The organism is Acidovorax radicis, from assembly GCF_020510705.1.
GTDB lineage: Bacteria > Pseudomonadota > Gammaproteobacteria > Burkholderiales > Burkholderiaceae_C > Acidovorax > Acidovorax radicis_A.
In genome coordinates this window covers 237,148-257,564 of the sequence record NZ_CP075184.1, presented here as the reverse complement: position 1 = coordinate 257,564, position 20,417 = coordinate 237,148, and the positions used below count along the sequence as shown (strand labels likewise).

Below are 20,417 nucleotides of genomic sequence, written 5' to 3'. Positions count from 1 at the left end.
ATTCACGGCTGCAGTGGGCGGGGCGTCTGCCTGCCGCAGGGGGCCCAAGGCTGGCGCCACCGCTTCATCGCCCCAAAATGCCACGCGGCGGCCCTCGCCGGGCCATCCCCAACACACGCAGGGCGCTATGCGGGCTGCCCAGGGGCCTCTGGGGCCTGCGCCCATTCCACGCGATTGCGCCCTGACCTCTTGCCCCGGTAGAGCGCGGCATCCGCTTGCTGCATGCTGGCGTCCAGCGCGTCCATGCTGGCAAAACTCCCGGTGAGGCCGAGGGTGACGGTGCATCGAATCGGTCCGTGCGGGCCGACTCCGGGAAATTCGCTGTGCTCAATCGCATCGCGCACACGCTCTGCCAGTTGCATGGCGCCAGCGCTGTCCGTGTCGAGCGCAATGACCACGAACTCCTCACCGCCCAACCGGCAGGTGAGATCGCCTTGGCGGGCCGTGCGTTGAATGATTGCGGCCACCGCGCGCAAAACGATGTCGCCCGCCTTGTGGCCGTAGGTATCGTTGATACGCTTGAAATGATCTATATCCACCATCAACAAGTGCGCCTTTGCTGCTGGGCGTGAGCGGAAATATGCATCCAGCGCATCCGCCAGACCGCGCCGGTTGAGCACCCCGGTGAGCGGGTCATGCACCGCCATGACCCGCAGATCATCCGTCAAGCGGTGCAGAACCAACCACACCACCGCCGGCGGAAGCACCGTCCCCAGGAACGACATGTAGATGTAGAACGCCGTCTGGAAGGGGTGACCCATGTCGAGGCTGTCCAGCCCGCCCGAGAGAATCAACACACACTTCGCCGCATTCATGGCACCGAGGCCACCGATCAGGGCGGCAAACACGGCCATCTCGGCACGCAGATGCCTCGCAAACGTGCGCATGCCATAGAGCAAGACCACCGCCATCACCACAAAGAGCAAGGCACATGCAGCGGCCAGCAATGCATAGCGGGCCTCCGATCCGAGCATTGCTTGCACCAACACCTGCGCTACGGTGTAGCCCCCGGCCAAGGCAAGCAGGGGGCGCACCACAGAAACCGGTCGATCAAAAAACCTGGCTGCGCCCAGCCCATAAGCCACGGGGGCGCACAGCGTCAGGGTGTGGTTGACGACGCTCATCAGCCCCCAGGTCCGGGGGGCGTCCAGAAGCTGCAACACGTAGGCCAAACCCAGCAAGAGACTGCCAATGGCAAAGACATCGGTACCCATCTTCCTGCCACGCAGCCGGGTGCTGATCAGCATGAACATCCCGCTAAAGCACAGAAGGTGCACGCAGAGCATGCCGAGGACAACAGTGGCAACCATGGATGAGCGCAAATGAAAAGGCAGCGGCGACGGCCGCAGATCCGCGGTGAGGGTGCCAAGGCGCGCCTGAGAGAAACCCCGATTAACGCTCCCAGAATGCAACAGCGCGAATCGCCACGCCAAGTGCGGCTGCAGCGCACGCGCTGCGCGATTCACACAACGGTTGCTTGGAGCGACAGGGATCCGTCGAGCGCGAATGGTAAGTGTGTGTAACACGCCCGTCAAGCCACGGTACGTGGGCTGCACACCAAGGGTTGTGGTTACTGCCTGAGCGCACCCATCAAGCGGGAGAAGCTATTGATTTGATAGCTTCATCCCTGAAGCGGCGCATGCAGCGCCATCAACCCCACCACCCAATCAATGAACACCCGCAACTTGGCGCTCACATGGCGTTGGGGTGGGTAGGCCACGTACAGGGGCATCGGCTCCAGCGTCCAGTCCTGCAGCAGGGGCACCAGTTCGCCGGTGGCCACATGGGGACGGGCCATGTAGTCGGGCAGCCAGAGCACGCCCAGGCCCGCCAACCCTGCGGCCAGGTAGGCGTTGCCGTCGTCCACCGCGCAGATGTCGTGGCCCTGGGCGCGCACGTGTTCGGTGCCACGGCGCATATCAAACGGCAGTGGCTGGCCCGTGCGCGCCCACAGAAACCCCACGGTGCGATGGTGCGGGCCTTCCAGCACCTGCGGGTGGTCCGGCATGCCAGCGCGCTGCAAGTAGCTGGGGGCGGCGTATACGCGCAACTGCAGGTCACCCACATGGCGCGCAACCAGCGAGGGATTGGTGATGGAGCCTCCGCGCACCACGCAGTCCACGTTGTCGCCAATCATGTCCACGGGGCGGTCGCTCACACCCATGTGGATGAGGATGTCGGGGTACTGCACGTGGAATGCGGGCAGCGCGGGGATGAGGACGAGCCGGGCCAGGGGGCTTGGCACATCCACCCGCAGGCGGCCGCGCGGCGCGCACGATGCTGCGGAGAGGCTGGTTTCGGCGTCATCCAGGTCGGCTAGCAAGCGCACCACACGTTCGTAGTACGCGGCGCCATCGACGGTGACTTGCACACGCCGTGTGGTGCGGTGCAGCAGCTTCACGCGCAGGCGGTCCTCCAGTTGCTGCACGAGCTGCGTGATGGTGGTGCGGCTCATGTGCAAGGTGTGGGCGGCCTTGGTAAAGCTGCCGGATTCCACCACGCGGGCAAAGGCCAGCATTGCGTCAAAACGGTCCATGGTGCACTTGTGTGGGAAGGCGCTTGGCGCCGATTGTTTGGATTCTAAAAACAGTGGTGGACAGGCTTGCCTGTTTATCCGGGCGGCGCGCGCTTCTACAGTGCCTTCATCGCATTTGATTGACGGACAGAAGGAGTTTTTGATGGCCCAACGTGATGTGGTGTTTCCTGCCGGGCGCCAGGCGCTGTATGAACGCAACCGCTATTCGCCGGCGGTTCGGTCCAACGGGTTTCTGTTTGTCTCAGGCCAGGTGGGCAGTCGCGAGGACGGCTCGCCTGAGCCGGACCTGAAGGCACAGGTCCGCCTGGCGTTTGTCCACCTGAACGCGGTGTTGCAGGCTGCGGGGTGCACGTTTGACGACGTGGTGGATGTAACGATGTTCGTGGTGAACCCCGAGGCGAATTTCGAGGCGGTGTGGAGCATCGTGCCCGAGTTCTGGGGCGAGGCGCCCTACCCCACGCTCACCGGCATTGGCGTGACGTGGCTGTATGGGTTTCAGTTCGAGATCAAGGTGATTGCGAAGCTGCCGTAACTCGGCGGAAGACGCGGCTCTGGCAGAAACCAAAAGGCGCATCCGCAGAGCCATTTATCAAGCCAAATTGGCCTTAAGCGCTTTATTGATAAGCGCCAACAGCTACACAATCAATAGCATCACAGAATAGGCGCCAGCAGCCGCGCCAACACCGCCTCATCCATGCCCCGGCGTTCGGCCATGTCGTGCAGCTGGTCCTCACCAATCTTGCCCACGTTGAAATACACGCTGTCCGGGTGGCCGATGTAGAAGCCGCTCACGCTGGCGGCGGGCATCATGGCCAGGCTTTCGGTGAGTTGCATGCCGATGTCTTCGCACTGCAGCACACGAAAGAGGTCGGTCTTGGCACTGTGGTCGGGGCAGGCGGGATAGCCGGGCGCTGGGCGGATGCCTTGGTATTTCTCGGCAATCATGTCGGCGCTGCCAAGATTTTCGTTGGCGGCGTAGCCCCACAGGTCCGTGCGCACGCGCTGGTGCAGGCACTCGGCAAAGGCCTCGGCCAGGCGGTCGGCGAGGCTCTTGAACAGGATGGCGGAGTAGTCGTCAAAGGCGTCGATAAAGGCCTTCTCGCGCTTTTCCACTCCCAGGCCACCGGTCACGGCGAACATGCCGGCATAGTCGGCAATGCCGCTGCTTTTGGGGGCCACAAAGTCGGCGAGGCACCGGCTGGGGCGCGTCACGCCGTCGATGACGTGTTTCTCGGCCTGCTGGCGCAGGCCATACCAGGTCATGGCGACCTCGGTGCGCGATTCGTCGGTGTAGAACTCGATGTCGTCATCGTTGACGGAATTGGCGGGGTACAGCGCCAACACACCCGACGCCGTGAGCCAGCGGCCTTCAATGATTTTTTTCAGCATGGCCTGGCCGTCGGCAAACACGCGCGTGGCCTCTTCGCCCACGATCTCGTCTTGGAGGATGGCGGGGTACGGGCCGGCCAGGTCCCAGGTCTGAAAGAAAGGGCCCCAGTCGATGTATTTGGCCAGCTCGGCCAGGTCGAAATTACTGAACACCCGGCGGCCCAGCGCGCGCGGCACAGTGGGCTGGTAATGGCTCCAGTCCACCGGGGTCTTGTTGGCGCGGATCTTGGTCAGGGGCCACAGCGGGGTCTGCTTTCTGTTGGCGTGCTGGGTGCGCACCTTGTCGTAGTCGGCGTTGACCTCTGCCACGTAGCTCTCGACGCCATCGCCCAGCAGGCTCTGCGCCACGCTCACGCTGCGCGAGGCGTCGGGCACATAGACCACGGGGCCTTCGTAGTGCGGGGCGATCTTGACGGCGGTGTGCACACGGCTGCAGGTGGCGCCGCCGATGAGCAGCGGGATTTTCTTGATGCGAAAGTGCTCGTCCTTCTGCATCTCGCCCGCCACGTACTGCATCTCTTCGAGGCTGGGGGTGATCAGGCCTGACAGGCCCACGATGTCGGCCCCTTCGACCTTGGCGCGTGCCAGGATCTCGTGGCAGGGCACCATCACGCCCATGTTCACCACTTCGAAGTTGTTGCACTGCAAGACCACGGTGACGATGTTCTTGCCAATGTCGTGCACGTCACCCTTGACGGTGGCGATGATGATCTTGCCCTTGCTGCGCACGTCGCGCCCGGCGGCTTCGTCCTGGCGTTTTTCTTCTTCGATGTAGGGAATGAGGTGGGCCACGGCAGACTTCATCACGCGGGCGCTTTTCACCACCTGGGGCAAAAACATCTTGCCGGCGCCAAACAGGTCGCCCACCACGTTCATGCCGTCCATGAGCGGGCCTTCAATGACGTGCAGCGGGCGGCCGCCCTTGGCCAGGATGGCGCGGTAAGCCTCTTCGGTGTCTTCGGTGATGAAGTCGGTGATGCCATGCACCAGCGCGTGCGACAGGCGCTCACCCACGGTCTTGGGGTGCTCGGGCGTTCCGCGCCATTCGAGCTTCTTGCTCTCGTCCTTGGCGCCGCTCTTGGCGGTTTCGGCGATCTCCACCAGGCGCTCACCCGCGTCGGGGCGGCGGTTGAGCACCACGTCTTCCACACGCTCACGCAGCACGGGCTCCAGGTCGTCGTACACGCCCACCATGCCCGCGTTGACGATGCCCATGTCCATGCCCGCCTGGATGGCGTGGTACAGGAACACCGTGTGGATGGCCTCGCGCACCGGGTCGTTGCCGCGGAAGCTGAACGACACATTCGACACGCCGCCCGACACCTTGGCCCCCGGCAGGTGCTGCTTGATCCAGCGCACAGCCTCGATGAAGTCGACCGCGTAGTTGTTGTGCTCTTCGATGCCGGTGGCCACGGCAAAGATGTTGGGGTCGAAGATGATGTCTTCGGGCGCAAAGCCCACTTCATCGACCAGGATGCGGTAGGCGCGCTCACAGATCTCGATCTTGCGCGCATAGGTGTCGGCCTGGCCTTGTTCGTCGAACGCCATCACCACGGCCGCCGCCCCATAGCGCTTGACGAGCTTGGCCTGGCGCTTGAACGCCTCGACGCCTTCTTTCATGCTGATGGAGTTGACGATGCCCTTGCCCTGGATGCAGCGCAGCCCGGCCTCGATCACCTCCCACTTGGAGCTGTCCACCATGATGGGCACACGCGCAATGTCGGGCTCGGACGCGATCAGCTGCAGAAAACGCACCATGGCCGCCTTGCTGTCGAGCATGGCCTCGTCCATGTTGATGTCGATGACCTGCGCGCCGTTCTCGACCTGCTGGCGCGCCACGGCCAGGGCCTCTTCGTACTGGCCGTTCAGGATCATGCGCGCAAACGCCTTGGAACCCGTGACGTTGGTGCGCTCGCCGATGTTGACGAACAGGCTGCCCTCGCCAATGGAGACGGGCTCCAGGCCGGACAGCTTCATGGGGGGGGGAGATACAGCGGACAAAACAGCAGACATAAGGCTCACCTGCGCAATCGGTTATTTGAAACAGGTGAGCGTCGTTCAATCGTGGCGGCCAAATCCTGCCCGAGCCTGACGGCACCGCCGAAGATGGTCGGCGGGCGTTGCAACGCTCCTCGGGGGGACGGCGGATTTTAAGGGAATGCAGAACCATGCCAGCGCCCCGCCTGCATAAGGCCCTGCGCGCGCCGTTGTTCGACGCTGCCCGGTTGCGCCGCAGTCGCTGCGGGTTCTCTTAGCCGTTTTCACCCACTCCGCTTTGATCGCCCAGCGCACGCAGTTTGCGATAGAGCGTGCGGGTGCTGATACCCAACGCCCGCGCCAGCTCCTGGCGTGTTGCGGCCGTGGTGCTCAGGGCCAAGCGCAGTGCCGCGTCTTCCACGCTGCGCAGCGTGGCATCGCGCCGTGCGTGGGATGCGTGAGGCCCGGCCGCGCCCTGGAATACCCCCACAAGCGCCTGTGCACCGCTGCCGTCGAAGGCATCGAAGGCGAGCGACCGTTCGATGGTGGGCGCGGTCACGATGGCGCCGTCTGTCAGCAGGGCGGCGCGCTCCAGCACGTTGCGCAGCTCGCGCACATTGCCCGGAAAGGGATGTTGCGCCAGGCGGCGCATGGCGGCGGGGGCCATGGCGAGCGCGCGGCCTGGTGCCACGCGCTCGAGCAGGGCGTGGGCCAGCAGGGCGATGTCTTCGGCCCGGTCACGCAATGCGGGCAGCAGGATAGGGAAGGTGCTGAGCCGGTAATACAGGTCTTCGCGAAACCGCCCCTCGGCCACCATGGCCTTGAGGTTGCGGTGGGTCGCGGCCACCACACGAATGTCCGCGCGGCGCAGCTCGGTCTGCCCCACGCGGCGGTAGGTGCCGCTTTCGAGCAGGCGCAGCAGCTTGACCTGCATGGTCATCGGGATGTCGCCCACTTCGTCCAGAAACAGGGTGCCGCCATGCGCGGCCTCCACCAGCCCGGCCCGCGCGGCGTGAGCGCCCGTGAAGGCGCCTTTCTCGTGGCCAAACAGCTCGCTCTCGAACAGGGTCTCGGGCAGGCTGGCGCAGTCCACAGCCACCAGCGCACGGGAGGCCCTGTGGCTCGCCTGGTGCACGGCCCGCGCCGCCAGCTCCTTGCCTGTGCCGGACTCGCCCAGCAGCAACACGCTGGCCTGCGATGGGCCCACGCGGGCGATGAGCTCCAGCACCGCCTGGAATGGCGGCGAACGCCCGATCATCCCCTGCGCGTCTGCCCTGCTCTGGGCGATAGGCAGGGGCTCCATCTTTTCCAGGAAATAGCTTGGTTGGCCGCGCGCGTCACGCAGCGGCACCAGCTCGATCTGCACATAGTCTTCGCCCCTCGGCGTGTGGTGCAGGTGCAGCACACGCTCGCGTTGCCCGCTCAACACGGAGCGGGCCAGCGGGCAGGTCTCGCCCGCCTGGTCGCAGGGCACCGGTGAGTGGTGCGACACCTCGTGGCAGGTGCGCCCAACCACCGGCGCCCCTTGTCCAAACTGGCGCCGGTAGGCTGCGTTGGCGGCCACGATGCGGTACTGGCGGTCGAACAGGATGTGGGGCTCGGGCAAGGCGTCGAGGTAGGCGGTGAGTTCGGGCAGCGCGGGGCTGCCGCTATCGGCGGGTAATGGGGCAGAGATCATGAAGACGGAGCCTGAGAGCAGCGCCCCAGGCAGGGACCGATGGCTGCGATGCGGGTGGCGGTAGTGCCCCCGTGGTGAGATGCCGGGTCGTGCATGTGCCATATCGTGACACCAATGGCATATGTTGTCACCCATCTGGCACCCATTTGGCCTGATGCCCGGCCACCAACCGCGGTTAAGTGCTTGTTTTCACAGGCTTTTTTTACTTGAGCGAGATGCCCGTGGGCTGGCACGGGTCTTGAGTTGCAGCAAGGCATGCACGACCTTTCGGCCATGCAACCCACTTTGCCCAGGAACCCGCCATGACCACCACTGCAATGCCCAGCCCCCATCTACCAGGCGCCCCTGACGCAAAAGACGTGCAGCGCACCCCCAACAAACCCCACGGCCCGCCCCACGCCGATATGGAACGCCGCAACCTCATCCAGGCGACGGCTGCGGCCGGTGGCGTCGCGGCGCTGGCGATGGCCGTGCCTTTTGTCTCCAGCCTGGCACCCAGCGAGCGCGCCCGCTCCTTGGGCGCGGCCATTGAGGTGGACATTGCAGACCTCGCCCCGGGTGAAACGCGCACGGTCGAATGGCGCGGAAAACCCGTCTGGATCGTGCGGCGCACGCCTCAGATGCTGCAAGCGCTGGAAGGGCATGACACGGAGCTTGCAGACCCCCGGTCTGCCAAAGACCAGCAACCAGCCTACGCGCGCAACGCGCAGCGCTCCATACAGCCGGATGTGTTTGTCGCCGTGGGCATCTGCACGCACCTGGGCTGCTCACCCACGCAAGTGCCACTGGGTTCGGCGCAACCGGGGCTTGGCGAGAGCTGGCCGGGTGGCTTCTTCTGCCCGTGCCATGGCTCCACGTTTGACAACGCCGGACGCGTGTACCGCAACAAACCAGCGCCTACCAACCTGGAGGTGCCGCCGCACCAGTTCATCACCGCCACCCAACTGCGGATCGGTGACGACAACAGCGCTTGACGAAGCGGGGGGCTCGCGGGCCGCGCCCCCGCCGCACCCCGGTGCCCCCTGCAACACATTGCACCTTCTCGCCCCCACACCCTGAAACGATGGCCCCAATGCCTGCCACCCTAAAGCCCCCCGCCCCTGCGCCCACCATCGACACAGCGGGCCCCGCAGCCGCCCCACCAGACGACTACATCGACCTGTACGCAGCCCACCAAAAGATCTATCCCCGCTCTGTGGATGGTGTGTTCGCGCGGCTGCGCTGGGCCATGGTGTTTCTCACGCAGATCGCTTTTTATGGGCTGCCATGGTTCGAATGGGGCCCACGGCAAATGGTGCTCTTCGACCTCGGTGCGCGGCGGTTTTACCTGTTTGGACTGGTGTTGTATCCCCAGGATTTCATCTACCTCACGGGCCTGCTCATCATCTCGGCGCTGTCGCTGTTTTTGTTTACCGCCGTGGCCGGGCGGCTGTGGTGTGGGTTTGCGTGCCCACAGACGGTGTACACGGAGATTTTCATGTGGCTGGAGCGCCGCTTCGAAGGCGACCGCAGCGCTCGCATGCGCCTCGACAAAAGCCCCTGGTCGCTGGACAAACTGTGGCGCAAGGCGGGCAAACAGGTGTCATGGCTGGCCGTTGCCGGCTGGACGGGGTTCACCTTCGTCGGTTACTTTGTGCCGATCCGGCTGCTGGGTGCCGAGCTGCTGGCGTTGCACGGCTCCTGGCAATTGTTCTGGGTGGGGTTCTATGGTTTTGCCACGTATGGCAATGCAGGCTACATGCGCGAGCAGGTGTGCAAATACATGTGCCCCTATGCACGTTTTCAGAGCGCCATGTTCGACAAGGACACCCTCATCGTGACCTACGACACCGAGCGCGGCGAACCGCGCGGCGCACGCAGCAAAAAAATGGATCCGAAGGCACTGGGCCTGGGCGACTGCATTGACTGCTCGTTGTGTGTGCAGGTATGCCCCACGGGCATCGACATCCGCAACGGCCTTCAATACGAATGTATCGGCTGTGGGCAGTGTGCGGACGCCTGCAACACCGTGATGGACAAGGTGGCCTACCCCCGTGGCCTGATTCGCTACACCACCCAGACCGGCATCGCGCAGCACCTGAACCCGTGGCAGATTCTGCGGCGCGTGTTTCGCCCCCGTGTGCTCGCCTACAGCGCCGTGCTGACTGCGCTGTGTATTGCCATGCTGGCCAGCCTGGTCACGCGCACGCCGCTGAAGGTAGACGTGGTGCGTGACCGCGCCGCCCTCTCACGCCTGGTGCCCGGCGGGCAGTTGGAAAACATCTACCGCCTGCAGATCATGAACGCCACCGAAAGCAGCGCGCGTTACCGCATCAGCGCACGGGGCCTGGACGGCCTGCACGTCGCATCGGACGCCGAGGTGGACATCGGCCCCGCCGAATCCCGCTGGGTGCCGGTGCGCCTGCAGGTGCCCGATGGCGCAGCCCCCGCGGGCTCGCACAGCGTGTATTTCGATGTACAGGCGCTCGGCAGCCAGGCCCAGGTGTCCGAGAAGTCGGTGTTTATCGTGCCGCGATAGGGCGCAGAGAGCGCGCGGAAACGGCATGCGCAGCGCTCGGCGGGCCAAGAGCCCTGCGGGGTGGCGGTATGTGCCGCTGTGCGGGCATGCGCGCACCCCAGCCCCCAGCTATGCGGCCTGCGCCGACGCTGGCAGGCCAAACACGCGGTCAAACCCCCAGTTGAAGACAAAGGTGTAGCAAAGAAAAAAAACAATCAGCGCCAGGTCCATCACAAAGGCGTCCCACAGGCTCACCTTGAACCACCAGGCAAACAGCGGCACCAGCGTGAAGACCAGCCCGCCTTCAAACCCGACGGCATGCGCAATACGGCGGCGCACGGAGCGGCCGCGCACGGCCTGGCGCGACTCCCAGCGCTCGAAGGCCCAGTTGAACAGCAGGTTCCAGACCACCGCCACGGCCGAGGCGGCCACCGACGCGACGCTGGAGTGCGCAGGGCTCTGCCCGGTCAGCACCGCCAGCCCCCAGGTCGCCACCGCGATGGCGATCAGCTCGTACAGCGTCACATACAGCACGCGGCGGCGCACGCCCTGCAGACCGATGGCGGCGGGGGATGGGGATGAAGAAACGGGCAGGGTCACAGGCGAATTCACGGTCATGGCGGCACTTTATGTTCACTTGACTGATATATAAAGTCAGCTTGTTTCAGATTTATTGATAGATTGGCAGGCCATGGCCTTTTCTTCTGACAGCGTGCAGGTGTTTTTGGCCGCGCTGGACCACGGCTCCTTCTCGGCCGCCGCGCGGACGCTGTCGCGGGTGCCTTCGGCGGTGAGCATGACCATCGCCCACCTGGAGGCCGAACTGGCCGTGCAGCTGTTTGACCGCAGCGGGCGCGAGCCACGGCCCACCGCTGCGGCGCGGGCACTGGAGCCCCAGGCGCGGCTGCTGGCCGGGCAACTGCAACAGCTCAATGCCCAGGCCCTGGCGCTGACGCAGGGGCTGGAAGAGCGCCTGACCCTGGCGATTGCGCCCGAGCTGCTGGCCTCGCGCTGGACAGCGCCGCTGGCCGCACTGGCGCATGAATACCCGCTGCTGCAAGTCGAGGTGCTGACGGCCCCGCAGGTGGACGCGCTGGCCCTGCTGCACAGTGGCCGTGCCCAACTGGCGCTGGTGTTTGAGCGCCCCAGCATCGACGGGCGCGAAGGGTTTCAGGAAGTGGGCACCGAAACCCTGGTGGCCGTGATTGCACCCGACCACCCCGTGCTGGCCGCCGCGCGCCAAGCCGCCCAGGCGCGCGGCGAGGCCCCCGCCAGCGCCATGCTGCGCGAGGAGCACCTGACCACCACGCGCCAGATCGTGGTGGCCAGCCGCGACCTGGCGCAGACCGACCCGCGCTTTGTGTTTGCCCGCCACCACTGGCGCACCGACAACCACCTGGCCGCGCTGGGGCTGATCGAGGCGGGCCTGGGCTGGGGCTGGCAGCCGCGCGCGCTGGTGCAGCCGCGCATCGCTGCAGGCACGCTGGTGGAAATGCCGTTCGAGAACCTGAGCAACGGCGCTGCGCTGTGGGTGGACGTGGTGTGGTCCAAAGAGCGCCCGCTGGGCCTGGGCGCGCGGCGCTTTGTGGCGCTGATGGAAGGGGCGGCAGCACCCGGGCTGCAGGCTTGACGCCAAGTCCAGGGCCAGTTGCCCATCGGCGCTCAAACACATCAAAAGCAAATACGAATTAGTTGCATTTACATAGATAATGGCGGCCCTTGCCTTTTTTAGGCCCGCCTCGGCGCGCAGACTGCCGTCCGGCGCGGCCTGTTCACTGTCCCATCACCATGCAACCCCTGATTCAACGGCCCGTACGTCGCCCTCGCCTTTCGGCTATTGCCTACCCCAGCCTGGTGCTGTGCGCCCTCACCACGACAGCGGCGCTGGCACAGTCGACAACGACCGACCCAACACCCGCGGCCCCTGCCGAGGCCAGCCCCGCCTTGTCTGAAGTGCAGGTGCGAGAAACCTCGGGCAGCAGCGGCTACCAGGGCGCGCAGCGCAACACCGCCGCCACCCGCTCCGACACCCCGTTGCTGGAAACGCCCCAGGCCGTGCGCGTGGTGCCCCAGCAGCTCATCGAAGACCTGGGCGCCCGCCGCCTGGCCGACACGGTGGACTTTGTCAGCGGCATCACCCGCCTCAACGACTTTGGCGGCACCTGGGACAACTTCGCCATTCGCGGCTTCAGCAACACCGATGGGGGCAGCCTGCTCAACGGCTTTGCGTCGGGCCGGGGCTATGGCCCGCAGCGCGATGTGGCCTCGGTCGAGCGGGTGGAATTCCTCAAAGGCCCGGCCGCCGCCTTGTATGGCAGCAGCGAGCCCGGCGGCACCCTGAATGTGGTGACCAAGAAACCCCAGTTCACCGCCGCGAACAAGGCGGGCGTGCAGGTGGGCGCGCTGGGCTATCGGCGTGCCACGCTCGACAGCACCGGCCCGCTGGGCACCGACGTGGCCTACCGCCTGAACGTGGCCGCTGAAGACGGCGCCAGCCGCACCAGCCTGGTGGACAACCGCAAGATGGTGGTGGCCCCGGCCATCACCTGGAACCTGGGCCCCAACACGGTGCTGAACTACGAGGCCGAGTTCATCCGCATCCGCACCCCGCTGGACCGGGGCATCGTGCAGGTCAATGGCAACGCAGGCGCGCTGCCGCGCGACCGCTACCTGGGCGACCCCAGCCGCGACAACCTGCACGTGAACGGCGACACGCACCAGTTCACGCTGGACCACGACCTGGGCCAAGGCTGGCGCACGCGCGTGGGCGCCTCCTACCGCGAGACCGACCTGTACGGCGAGGCCGTGGATCTGACCGGCACGCTGCAAGCCGATGGCCGCACCCTGACCCGGCGCGACAGCTGGCGCAGCCTGCCTTCGCGCGACACGTCCGTGCAGGCCGAGGTGGAGGGCAAGCTGCAGACCGGCGGCCTGCGCCACACCGTGCTGGCGGGCGTGGAGTCGTGGCGGCTGTTCATGGGGCAGGACATTCGCTATTCCACCCTGGCCAGCCAGCCGTTTGCCATCGACATTAATAACCCCACGTACGGCCAGGCCCCCGGCAACCTGACCCCCGGCTTTGACACCCGCGACCGCCAACGCGCCACGGGCCTCTTCGTGCAAGACCAGATGGACCTGAGCGAGCGCTGGAAGCTGCTGGCCGGGGTGCGCTTTGACCGCTACCACCAGGACTACGAAAACCGTCTGAACAACACGGTGCAGACCCAGTCGCACTCAGCCGCCACGCCGCGTGTGGGGGTGACGTACCTCGTCAACGACCGCACCTCGGTGTATGCGTCGGCCGGGCGCTCGTTCCGCCCCAACACGGGCGCCGACGAGAGCGGTCGCGCGTTCGACCCACAAGAGGGCAAAGCCTTTGAGCTGGGGGCCAAGTGGCAGTCGGCCGACCAGCGGCTGAACGGCTCGGTGACGCTGTTTGACATCCGCAAGACCAACGTGCTGACCCGCAGCCCCACCAACGCCAACTACAACGTGGCCGCAGGCGAGGTGCGCAGCCGGGGCCTGGAGGCCGACCTGGCCGGGCAGATCGACGCCCACTGGCGCATGACGGCCAACCTGGCCTACACCGACGCCGAGGTGGTGCGCGACAACAACCCCGCGCTGCTGGGCAAACGCCTGCTGAATGTGCCGCGCGTGAGCGCCGGGCTGTTCGCCATCCGCGAAGACCAAGCCCCCTGGGGTGGCCGCTACGGCATTGGCGGCGGGCTGGTGCATGTGGGCGAGCGCACCGGCACGGCCACCGACACCTACCGCCTGCCCGCCTACACCACAGCGCGCATCACCAGCTACTGGCAAATCGACAAGCGCACACGCCTGACGCTGGACGTGCACAACCTGTTCGACAAGACCTACTACACCGCCTCGTGGGGCAACCTGACGGTGATCCCCGGCCTGGGCCGCCAGGTGGTGGCCGGGGTGCAGGTGGCCTTCTGAGCGGCACAGGCCGAGCTATAGGCAAAAAATGCTGCTAGCGCTTATTCAACAAGCGCCAGGAGCTATGTTTTTAATAGCACTCAAGGACATGGATGCCCGGTGAAGGACTCGGCTGGTATCGTGGCGCAAACGCCTCTGCCAACCCCACACCGGAGAACCCCATGCCCTTACCCCATGCCCATGACGCCCTTTGGGGCGCCGTCCGCCACAGCCTGGCCCCACGCTGGGCACCCTGGCAGCCCGAGCCGGGCAAGCCTTTTGCGCTGGATGCCATCGACACTGGCGCCAAGCCCTTTTCCACAGGCAGCAAGGCCGAAGACAAAGCGGCCGTAGAGGCCCTGGCCGTGGAGCTGGATGGCCTGCAAAACCTGTTTTACGCCGACAAGCGCTACAAGCTGCTGGTGGTGCTGCAGGGCACCGACACCTCGGGCAAGGACGGCACCATTCGCGGCGTGTTTGGCCGCATGAGCGCTTTGGGCGTGCACACCGTGGGCTGGAAAGCGCCCAGCGAAACCGAGCTGGCGCACGACTACCTTTGGCGCATCCACCAGCAGGTGCCGCAGGCGGGTGACATCACCGTGTTCAATCGCAGCCACTACGAAGACGTGCTGGTGCCGGTGGTCAATGGCTGGATCACGCCCGCCCAACACCAGCAGCGGCTGGCACACATCAACGACTTTGAGCGCATGCTCTGCGAGACGGGCACCATCGTGCTCAAGTTTTTGCTGCACATTGGCTTTGACGAGCAGCGCGCGCGGCTGCAAGAGCGCCTGGACGACCCGGCCAAACACTGGAAGTTCAGCATGGGCGATATCGAGGTGCGCAAACAATGGACCGAATACCGCCGCGCCTACGGCACCCTGCTGGCCGCCACCCACACGCCCTGGGCACCGTGGACCATCGTGCCGGCGGACTCGAAGACCCACCGCAACCTGATGATTGCCACGGTGCTGCGCGCGGTGCTGCAAAACCTCAACCTGCGTTACCCCGAGGGCGATGCCGCGCTCAAAGGCTTCACCGTGGTGTAGGAGCCTGCCGGGCTCCTAGCCACGCCTGGGCGGCCCTGCGGGCACCCGTTTTTTTTACAACTGCTGCCCGCAGTGTTCGCAGAACCGGTCGTCCTTTTGCACCGCTTGCGAACACCGGGGGCAATGTGCTGTGGCGTGCGCCGCCGCCGCTGAAGGCATCTCGGCGGCAGTGGCCGCAATGACCGCAGGTGCCGCACTGGGGGCAGTTGCCATGGGCTGCGTGGAGTGGGCCTGGGCTGGGGACTGGGCTTTTTCCTTCATCTCGGCCACTTTGGCGTTGACTTCGCTGAGTGTCTTGTCGGTGGTGCTGCGGATGCGGCCCAGATCGACCTTTTCAGAAAACTCGCACCAGGTCAGCACGCCCACCATCAGCGGCAGCAAAAACACAAAGGCCATCGCCGTGACAAAAACGAGCGCATAACCAATGCCAGCGCCCAAGAAGTGCCCACCGCCGTAGCCTCCCATCAGGGCGCCCATGTCAAACCGCACGCCCATGCCCATCCCGATGATGGGGCCGCCAATGGCGGCCACGATGGCGCTGGCAATAGCGACCAGGCCAAACAGCATGGCGGCAAAAATGCCGGACAACAACAGGCCGCCAATGATCTTGCCGATGGCGGCAAATGGGTGGTTGCGGGTAATGCTCCAGGTGATCGACAGCGCATGCATGACACGCTCGCCGTCCCAGATCGCCGGCCCCACGATAGAACCCGCCACGTAGTTACCCAGCAACGCCAGCGCCACGGCCAGCACCAGCACCGGGATCGCCACCACCAGCAGCAGTGGGCCAATGCCTGGCAACTTGCACACCAGCAGCACCAGTGCGGCCCCCAGCAACACGGCGCCATACAGCAGCAGCATCAACAGGCCCGCACCCAGCAGCTTGGGCAAGCTGAACAGCCCGGCCACAAAGTAGCTGGGCACGCCGCGATAGGGGCGCGCCCGCGCTAGGTCGGTCAGGCACACGCCAGCGCCGCTGGTGCCCGCGAGCACCACGACAAACGCGGCCAGCCCCAGCAGCACTGAAAAAATCACCGACACCTGGCCGAGCATGCCACCCAGCGCCGCCAGCAGTGCCGCGCCGAAATAGGATGCGCCCATCACCGACACGGCCTGCCAGCAGGTCAGCGCCTCGGGCAGCCGAAAGATCGAATAGGGGTTGTCGGTGGCCAAAAGCCTGTCGTTTGTTGTCATGGTGTATCCCTCTCTTTGTTGGCAGTTATTTGGTAGCTATTTGGTCGATATCGCTCGCTCAGTGGCCCGCTGGGCATTCCGGGATGCGCCCCCAGGCATCACCGCAGAAGTTTTGGCGGGTGCGCGCCAGGCAGTTGCCGCGCGAGAGTTCATTGCTCATGGCGGCGCACTGCGCCAGGGCACCCCGCAAGTGGGCCACGGGGTCTGCAGGCGGCTGCGGCGCGCGCGCGGCGGGGGGCCATGGAGCATCGTCTTGCCGCGACGACAGGGCGGGTGCTGTGGGTGCCGGTGACGGTGCGGGCGCCGCATCGGGCACACGCGGCACGGTCACCGGGGTGAACGCAGGCACCGGTGCAGAAGGCGCAGGGGCAGAAGACGCAGGGGCCACCGCAGAGGCCGGCTGGGCGGGCGTGGATTCGAGCACCTCCTCCACGGGCTCGGCGCGCCCGGTGGCACCCTCGGAGGGTGCCGCCCCGTCAGTGGCGGTTGGCGCCGATGGCGCAGTGGCAGGGGCCTGGCTGGCGTCGGTTGCCAGGGGTGCGGCCTGTTCGGGCACGGCCACCACAGGCGCCGGGCCCTGGGGCTTTACCCAAAAGAACCAGCCCAACAGACCAGCGATCACCAGTAAGGACGCCACCACGCCCACATACACACCCACCGGCCGTGCGCGGGCCGCGTGGGGCGGTGCATCTTCAAACATGAACTGCATGGGCTGGGGCTGCGGGCGGGGTGCAGGGGCCGGCGGCAGCGCCGGGGTGGGCTGCGTTTCGGGCTCTGGCTCTGGTGCGAGAGCGGCTTCCGGCTCTTGTGCGGGCTCTGGCAGGGCTGCGGGCTGCGGGGCCAGCTCAGGCGGCGGGGCAACCACAGGTGGTGGAGCGAACACCGGCGCTGGCGCGGCCGCAGGCACAGGCGCCGCAACCACCGCCGTTGCGGGCGCGGCCAAGGGCCCCTCCGATGTCGCGTCCAACGGCGCGGCGATTGGCGTCTGGCCATCGGCAGCCATCGGGAACCGGTGCCCGCACTGCACACAAAAACGCGCGCCTACCTTGTTGCTGGCGCTGCACTGCGGGCAGTTCTGCACCAACGCGGCGCCGCAGGCGGTGCAGCAACGGGCCGTGTCGCGGTTGGCGGTATGACAGGCTTGGCATGTCACGCTCATGGCTCTCCCTCCCTCATTGATTGGACTGTCTGGATTGTTGTGTTGCTTGCACCTGGCCACCGGCGGCACCGTTGCGCGGGCGCCCTCCCCGGGCGCTGCTGCACCGAGCCGATGGCCTGGGTTACACACTCTCTTTGGGGCGAAGTCTAGAGGCAATCAGGCCCGGCGCGACAGGCATCTGGCCGCAGGTGTTGCGCTGTGAACGCCTGCAGCGCGCCGCCGGCCTGTCATTTTATGGTTATGCGATAGATGCATAACACGCAAACAAGGCGGCCTTGGACACGCTCAATGCCGAGGAATAAGCTGTGCGACCTGACCTGATCCCCCAAGGAAACTCACCATGTCGCAACCCGTCGGCACCCCTGCCGCACCCTCCCACCCCCTGCCCTCCCACCCCCTGCCCTCCTACCTGCAGGCCGACCACCTCGGCCCCTGGGGCAACTACCTGCAGCAGGTAGACCGCGTCACCCCTTACCTGGGCAACCTGGCGCGCTGGGTGGAAACGCTCAAGCGCCCCAAGCGCATCCTGATCGTGGACGTGCCGATCGAGCTGGACAACGGCACCATCGCCCACTACGAAGGCTACCGCGTGCAGCACAACCTGAGCCGTGGCCCCGGCAAGGGCGGCGTGCGCTTTCACCAGGACGTGACGCTGTCCGAAGTGATGGCCCTGTCGGCCTGGATGTCGGTCAAGAACGCTGCGGTCAACGTGCCTTACGGCGGTGCCAAGGGCGGCATTCGCGTGGACCCCAAGAAGCTCTCTCTGGGTGAGCTGGAGCGCCTGACGCGCCGCTACACCAGCGAAATCGGCCTGCTGATCGGCCCCTCCAAAGACATCCCCGCGCCCGACGTGAACACCAACGGCCAGATCATGGCCTGGATGATGGACACGTATTCGATGAACACCGGCGCCACCGCCACAGGCGTGGTCACCGGCAAGCCCGTGGACCTGGGCGGCTCGCTGGGCCGTGTCGAGGCCACCGGCCGCGGCGTGCACACCGTGGGCGTGGAAGCCGCCAAGCTGACCGGCTTGGCGCTGGACGGCGCCCGCGTGGCGGTGCAGGGCTTTGGCAACGTGGGCGGCATCGCCGCCAAGCTGTTTGCCGAAGCAGGCGCCAAGGTGGTGGCCGTGCAAGACCACACCGGCACCATCTTCAACAGCAAGGGCCTCGATGTGCCCGCACTGCTGGCCCATGTGAAGACCCGTGGCGGCGTGGGAGGCTTTGCTGGCGCCGACGTGATGAAGGCCGAGGAGTTCTGGGGCGTGGATTGCGAGATCCTGATCCCCGCAGCTCTGGAAGGCCAGATCACCAAACACAACGCAGGCCAGATCAAGGCCAAGCTCGTGATCGAAGGCGCCAACGGCCCCACGACCACCGAGGCCGACGACATCCTGCACGACAAGGGCGTGCTGGTGCTGCCCGACGTGATCGCCAACGCGGGCGGCGTGACGGTGAGCTACTTCGAATGGGTGCAGGACTTCTCCAGCTTCTTCTGGAGCGAAGACGAAATCAACGCCCGCCTGGTGCGCATCATGCAAGAGGCCTTTGCGGGCATCTGGCAAGTGGCGCAAGAGCACAAGGTGAGCCTGCGCACCGCCACCTTCATCGTGGCCTGCCAGCGCATCCTGCACGCCCGCGAAATGCGCGGGTTGTACCCATAAGCTCTGCGCAAACACGCTGCATAGCCTTCGCAACCGCCGGCCCATCACGCCGGTGGCCTGCCCCCAAAACCGCCAGATGCCGTGACCCGGCCCTGGCGGTTTTTTGCATGGCGAAGCGCGCCGGGCCGCGCAGCTCAGGCCAGCGGCACGGGCCCCACCGGTTCAGGCGGCAGCACGCCGCGCATTACCGAGCAAAACGGCTGCACGCACGCAGCCCGCGCGGCATACGGGCAGCCCACGGTTTCGCACAGGCCCGATGCGCCATTGCGCGCACGCTCATCCTCGCGCGGCACCTGGCCGCTGGCTTGCAGCACGGCCATCTGCGTCCATGGGTCCAGGCGCCCCGTGGCCTGCTGCAGCATGTCGCGGCCGTACACCGTGGCGGCCAGTTGCGGCTGCAGGTCCAGCACCAGCAACGCACTGGTGCGCGGCGCGGCGGCATCCATGCCCTGCAGCACCAAGGCCATCACGCCCGACTGCAGCGCCTGCCCGCCCCCGGCGAAAGGCACCTGCAATGCGCCCGCTGCACTGGACTGCGCCACCACCGCGCCAGCCGCTGGCGGTGCCTGGGCTGCCAGCCAGGGCACCGGCGCGCGCAAAGTCATCGCCAAGCCGCGCTGCCCCTCGGGCGTCAACACCACGCCTTGGCGCACCAGCCAGGTCTGCAGCGGCGACTGGTCGGCATCCAGCGCGCCGCTTTCCAGCGCCTGGGCCATGCCGATGGGCCACGGCTGCGCGGCCACCACACGCTGCGGCACCCCGGCCTGGGCCGTGACCTGCGCCACCAGCGCGCTGACCAAACGCAGCAGCGGTGCGCTCAGGCCCGATGCGGGCCATGCCGCCCCGCTGGCCGCCGTCGCCGCCGATGCGCCGGTGCTGGTGGGCGCCGCCGCCGGTGCACCCGGCAACGCGCCATCCCCCCGCGAGCCCTGCAAGCGGCCATCAGCCACGCTGCCCCGGCGCGGGTCAAAGCCCGCCGCCAGTTGCTCGCGTGCCTGGGGTGAAAAGCTGGCCTCGTCGGCCGGTGTGGGCAGCGGCCCGGCGGGTGGACTGGGTGAGTTGACCGAGGGCGGCGGCGCGCTGGGATCGGCCACTGGCAACGGCGCAGGCGCAGCGACAGGCTTTTGTTTGTCCAGCCCCGACAACGCCGATTGCCGCTGCAATGCCGCCTCGGCCAGGAACTGGGCGACGGGAGGCAGGGTGCTGCGGATGGGGTCGATGGGGAGGGACATGCGGAGTGAGAGGGGATGCGGGATTCTGGAACGATTCCGGTGACGTGAACAGGTTGACACTATGCGGGCGGTGCGTCTCACCGGGCCGATCTGGGGCTCACACAAGTCAA

15 protein-coding genes and 1 riboswitch are annotated in these 20,417 nt (G+C 66.2%); of the genes, 7 read left to right on the top strand and 8 right to left on the bottom strand.

The window, feature by feature from the left end; translation table 11 throughout:
- Positions 1-125: 125 nt before the first annotated feature.
- Together KI609_RS01105 and KI609_RS01100 are read right to left on the bottom strand one after the other, a co-directional pair.
- Positions 126-1,310, bottom strand: a complete 1,185-nt coding sequence (locus tag KI609_RS01105) for a sensor domain-containing diguanylate cyclase (RefSeq protein ID WP_226446280.1) — start codon at positions 1,308-1,310, stop codon at positions 126-128.
- Between the two features lie 311 nt (positions 1,311-1,621).
- Positions 1,622-2,536 carry a LysR family transcriptional regulator gene (locus KI609_RS01100; RefSeq protein ID WP_226446279.1) on the bottom strand — a complete coding sequence of 305 codons (915 nt, stop codon included), beginning with the start codon at positions 2,534-2,536 and terminating at the stop codon, positions 1,622-1,624.
- Positions 2,537-2,678: 142 nt separating this feature from the next.
- Between KI609_RS01100 and KI609_RS01095 the strand changes: the two genes are divergently transcribed.
- Positions 2,679-3,068 carry a RidA family protein gene (locus KI609_RS01095; RefSeq protein ID WP_226446277.1) on the top strand — a complete coding sequence of 130 codons (390 nt, stop codon included), beginning with the start codon at positions 2,679-2,681 and terminating at the stop codon, positions 3,066-3,068.
- 119 nt (positions 3,069-3,187) lie between these two features.
- Here KI609_RS01095 and metH read toward each other — a convergent pair whose 3' ends face one another.
- Entirely contained in the window at positions 3,188-5,902 is a 2,715-nt protein-coding gene (metH, locus tag KI609_RS01090) for a methionine synthase (RefSeq protein ID WP_226446273.1), read from the bottom strand.
- A 65-nt stretch (positions 5,903-5,967) separates the two neighbouring features.
- Positions 5,968-6,065: riboswitch (S-adenosyl-L-homocysteine riboswitch) on the bottom strand.
- Between the two features lie 111 nt (positions 6,066-6,176).
- On the bottom strand, positions 6,177-7,580 hold the full coding sequence (locus tag KI609_RS01085) for a sigma-54 interaction domain-containing protein (protein WP_226446271.1): 1,404 nt from the start codon (positions 7,578-7,580) through the stop codon (positions 6,177-6,179).
- Between the two features lie 404 nt (positions 7,581-7,984).
- Here KI609_RS01085 and petA point away from each other — a divergent pair, with 404 nt between their 5' ends.
- Positions 7,985-8,554: a ubiquinol-cytochrome c reductase iron-sulfur subunit gene (gene petA / locus KI609_RS01080; protein ID WP_226450122.1), complete on the top strand. Its 570-nt coding sequence runs from the start codon at positions 7,985-7,987 to the stop codon at positions 8,552-8,554.
- Positions 8,555-8,652: 98 nt separating this feature from the next.
- Positions 8,653-10,098, top strand: coding sequence for a cytochrome c oxidase accessory protein CcoG (ccoG, locus tag KI609_RS01075; protein ID WP_226446266.1), 1,446 nt, complete (start codon positions 8,653-8,655; stop codon positions 10,096-10,098).
- Positions 10,099-10,206: 108 nt separating this feature from the next.
- Here ccoG and KI609_RS01070 read toward each other — a convergent pair whose 3' ends face one another.
- Positions 10,207-10,632, bottom strand: a complete 426-nt coding sequence (locus KI609_RS01070; protein ID WP_226450120.1) for a PACE efflux transporter — start codon at positions 10,630-10,632, stop codon at positions 10,207-10,209.
- Positions 10,633-10,768: 136 nt separating this feature from the next.
- Here KI609_RS01070 and KI609_RS01065 point away from each other — a divergent pair, with 136 nt between their 5' ends.
- From KI609_RS01065 to KI609_RS01055, 3 genes are all read left to right on the top strand, one after another.
- On the top strand, positions 10,769-11,707 hold the full coding sequence (locus KI609_RS01065) for a LysR family transcriptional regulator (RefSeq protein WP_226446264.1): 939 nt from the start codon (positions 10,769-10,771) through the stop codon (positions 11,705-11,707).
- A gap of 158 nt (positions 11,708-11,865) precedes the next feature.
- Entirely contained in the window at positions 11,866-14,031 is a 2,166-nt protein-coding gene (locus KI609_RS01060; protein ID WP_226446262.1) for a TonB-dependent siderophore receptor, read from the top strand.
- Positions 14,032-14,192: 161 nt separating this feature from the next.
- Complete coding sequence (locus KI609_RS01055; protein ID WP_226446260.1) at positions 14,193-15,059, top strand: PPK2 family polyphosphate kinase; 867 nt, start codon at positions 14,193-14,195, stop codon at positions 15,057-15,059.
- Between the two features lie 54 nt (positions 15,060-15,113).
- Here the strand turns inward: KI609_RS01055 and KI609_RS01050 are convergent, their stop codons facing one another.
- On the bottom strand, positions 15,114-16,253 hold the full coding sequence (locus tag KI609_RS01050; protein WP_226446258.1) for a zinc ribbon domain-containing protein: 1,140 nt from the start codon (positions 16,251-16,253) through the stop codon (positions 15,114-15,116).
- Between the two features lie 58 nt (positions 16,254-16,311).
- Positions 16,312-17,412 (bottom strand): zinc ribbon domain-containing protein, encoded by a 1,101-nt coding sequence (locus tag KI609_RS01045; protein WP_226446256.1) that lies wholly within the window; start codon positions 17,410-17,412, stop codon positions 16,312-16,314.
- A 340-nt stretch (positions 17,413-17,752) separates the two neighbouring features.
- On the opposite strand from KI609_RS01045, the gene KI609_RS01040 reads away from it, so the two are divergent.
- Positions 17,753-19,075, top strand: coding sequence for a Glu/Leu/Phe/Val family dehydrogenase (locus tag KI609_RS01040; protein WP_226446255.1), 1,323 nt, complete (start codon positions 17,753-17,755; stop codon positions 19,073-19,075).
- A gap of 134 nt (positions 19,076-19,209) precedes the next feature.
- Here the strand turns inward: KI609_RS01040 and KI609_RS01035 are convergent, their stop codons facing one another.
- Positions 19,210-20,307 carry a hypothetical protein gene (locus tag KI609_RS01035; RefSeq protein WP_226446253.1) on the bottom strand — a complete coding sequence of 366 codons (1,098 nt, stop codon included), beginning with the start codon at positions 20,305-20,307 and terminating at the stop codon, positions 19,210-19,212.
- Positions 20,308-20,417: the final 110 nt, after the last annotated feature.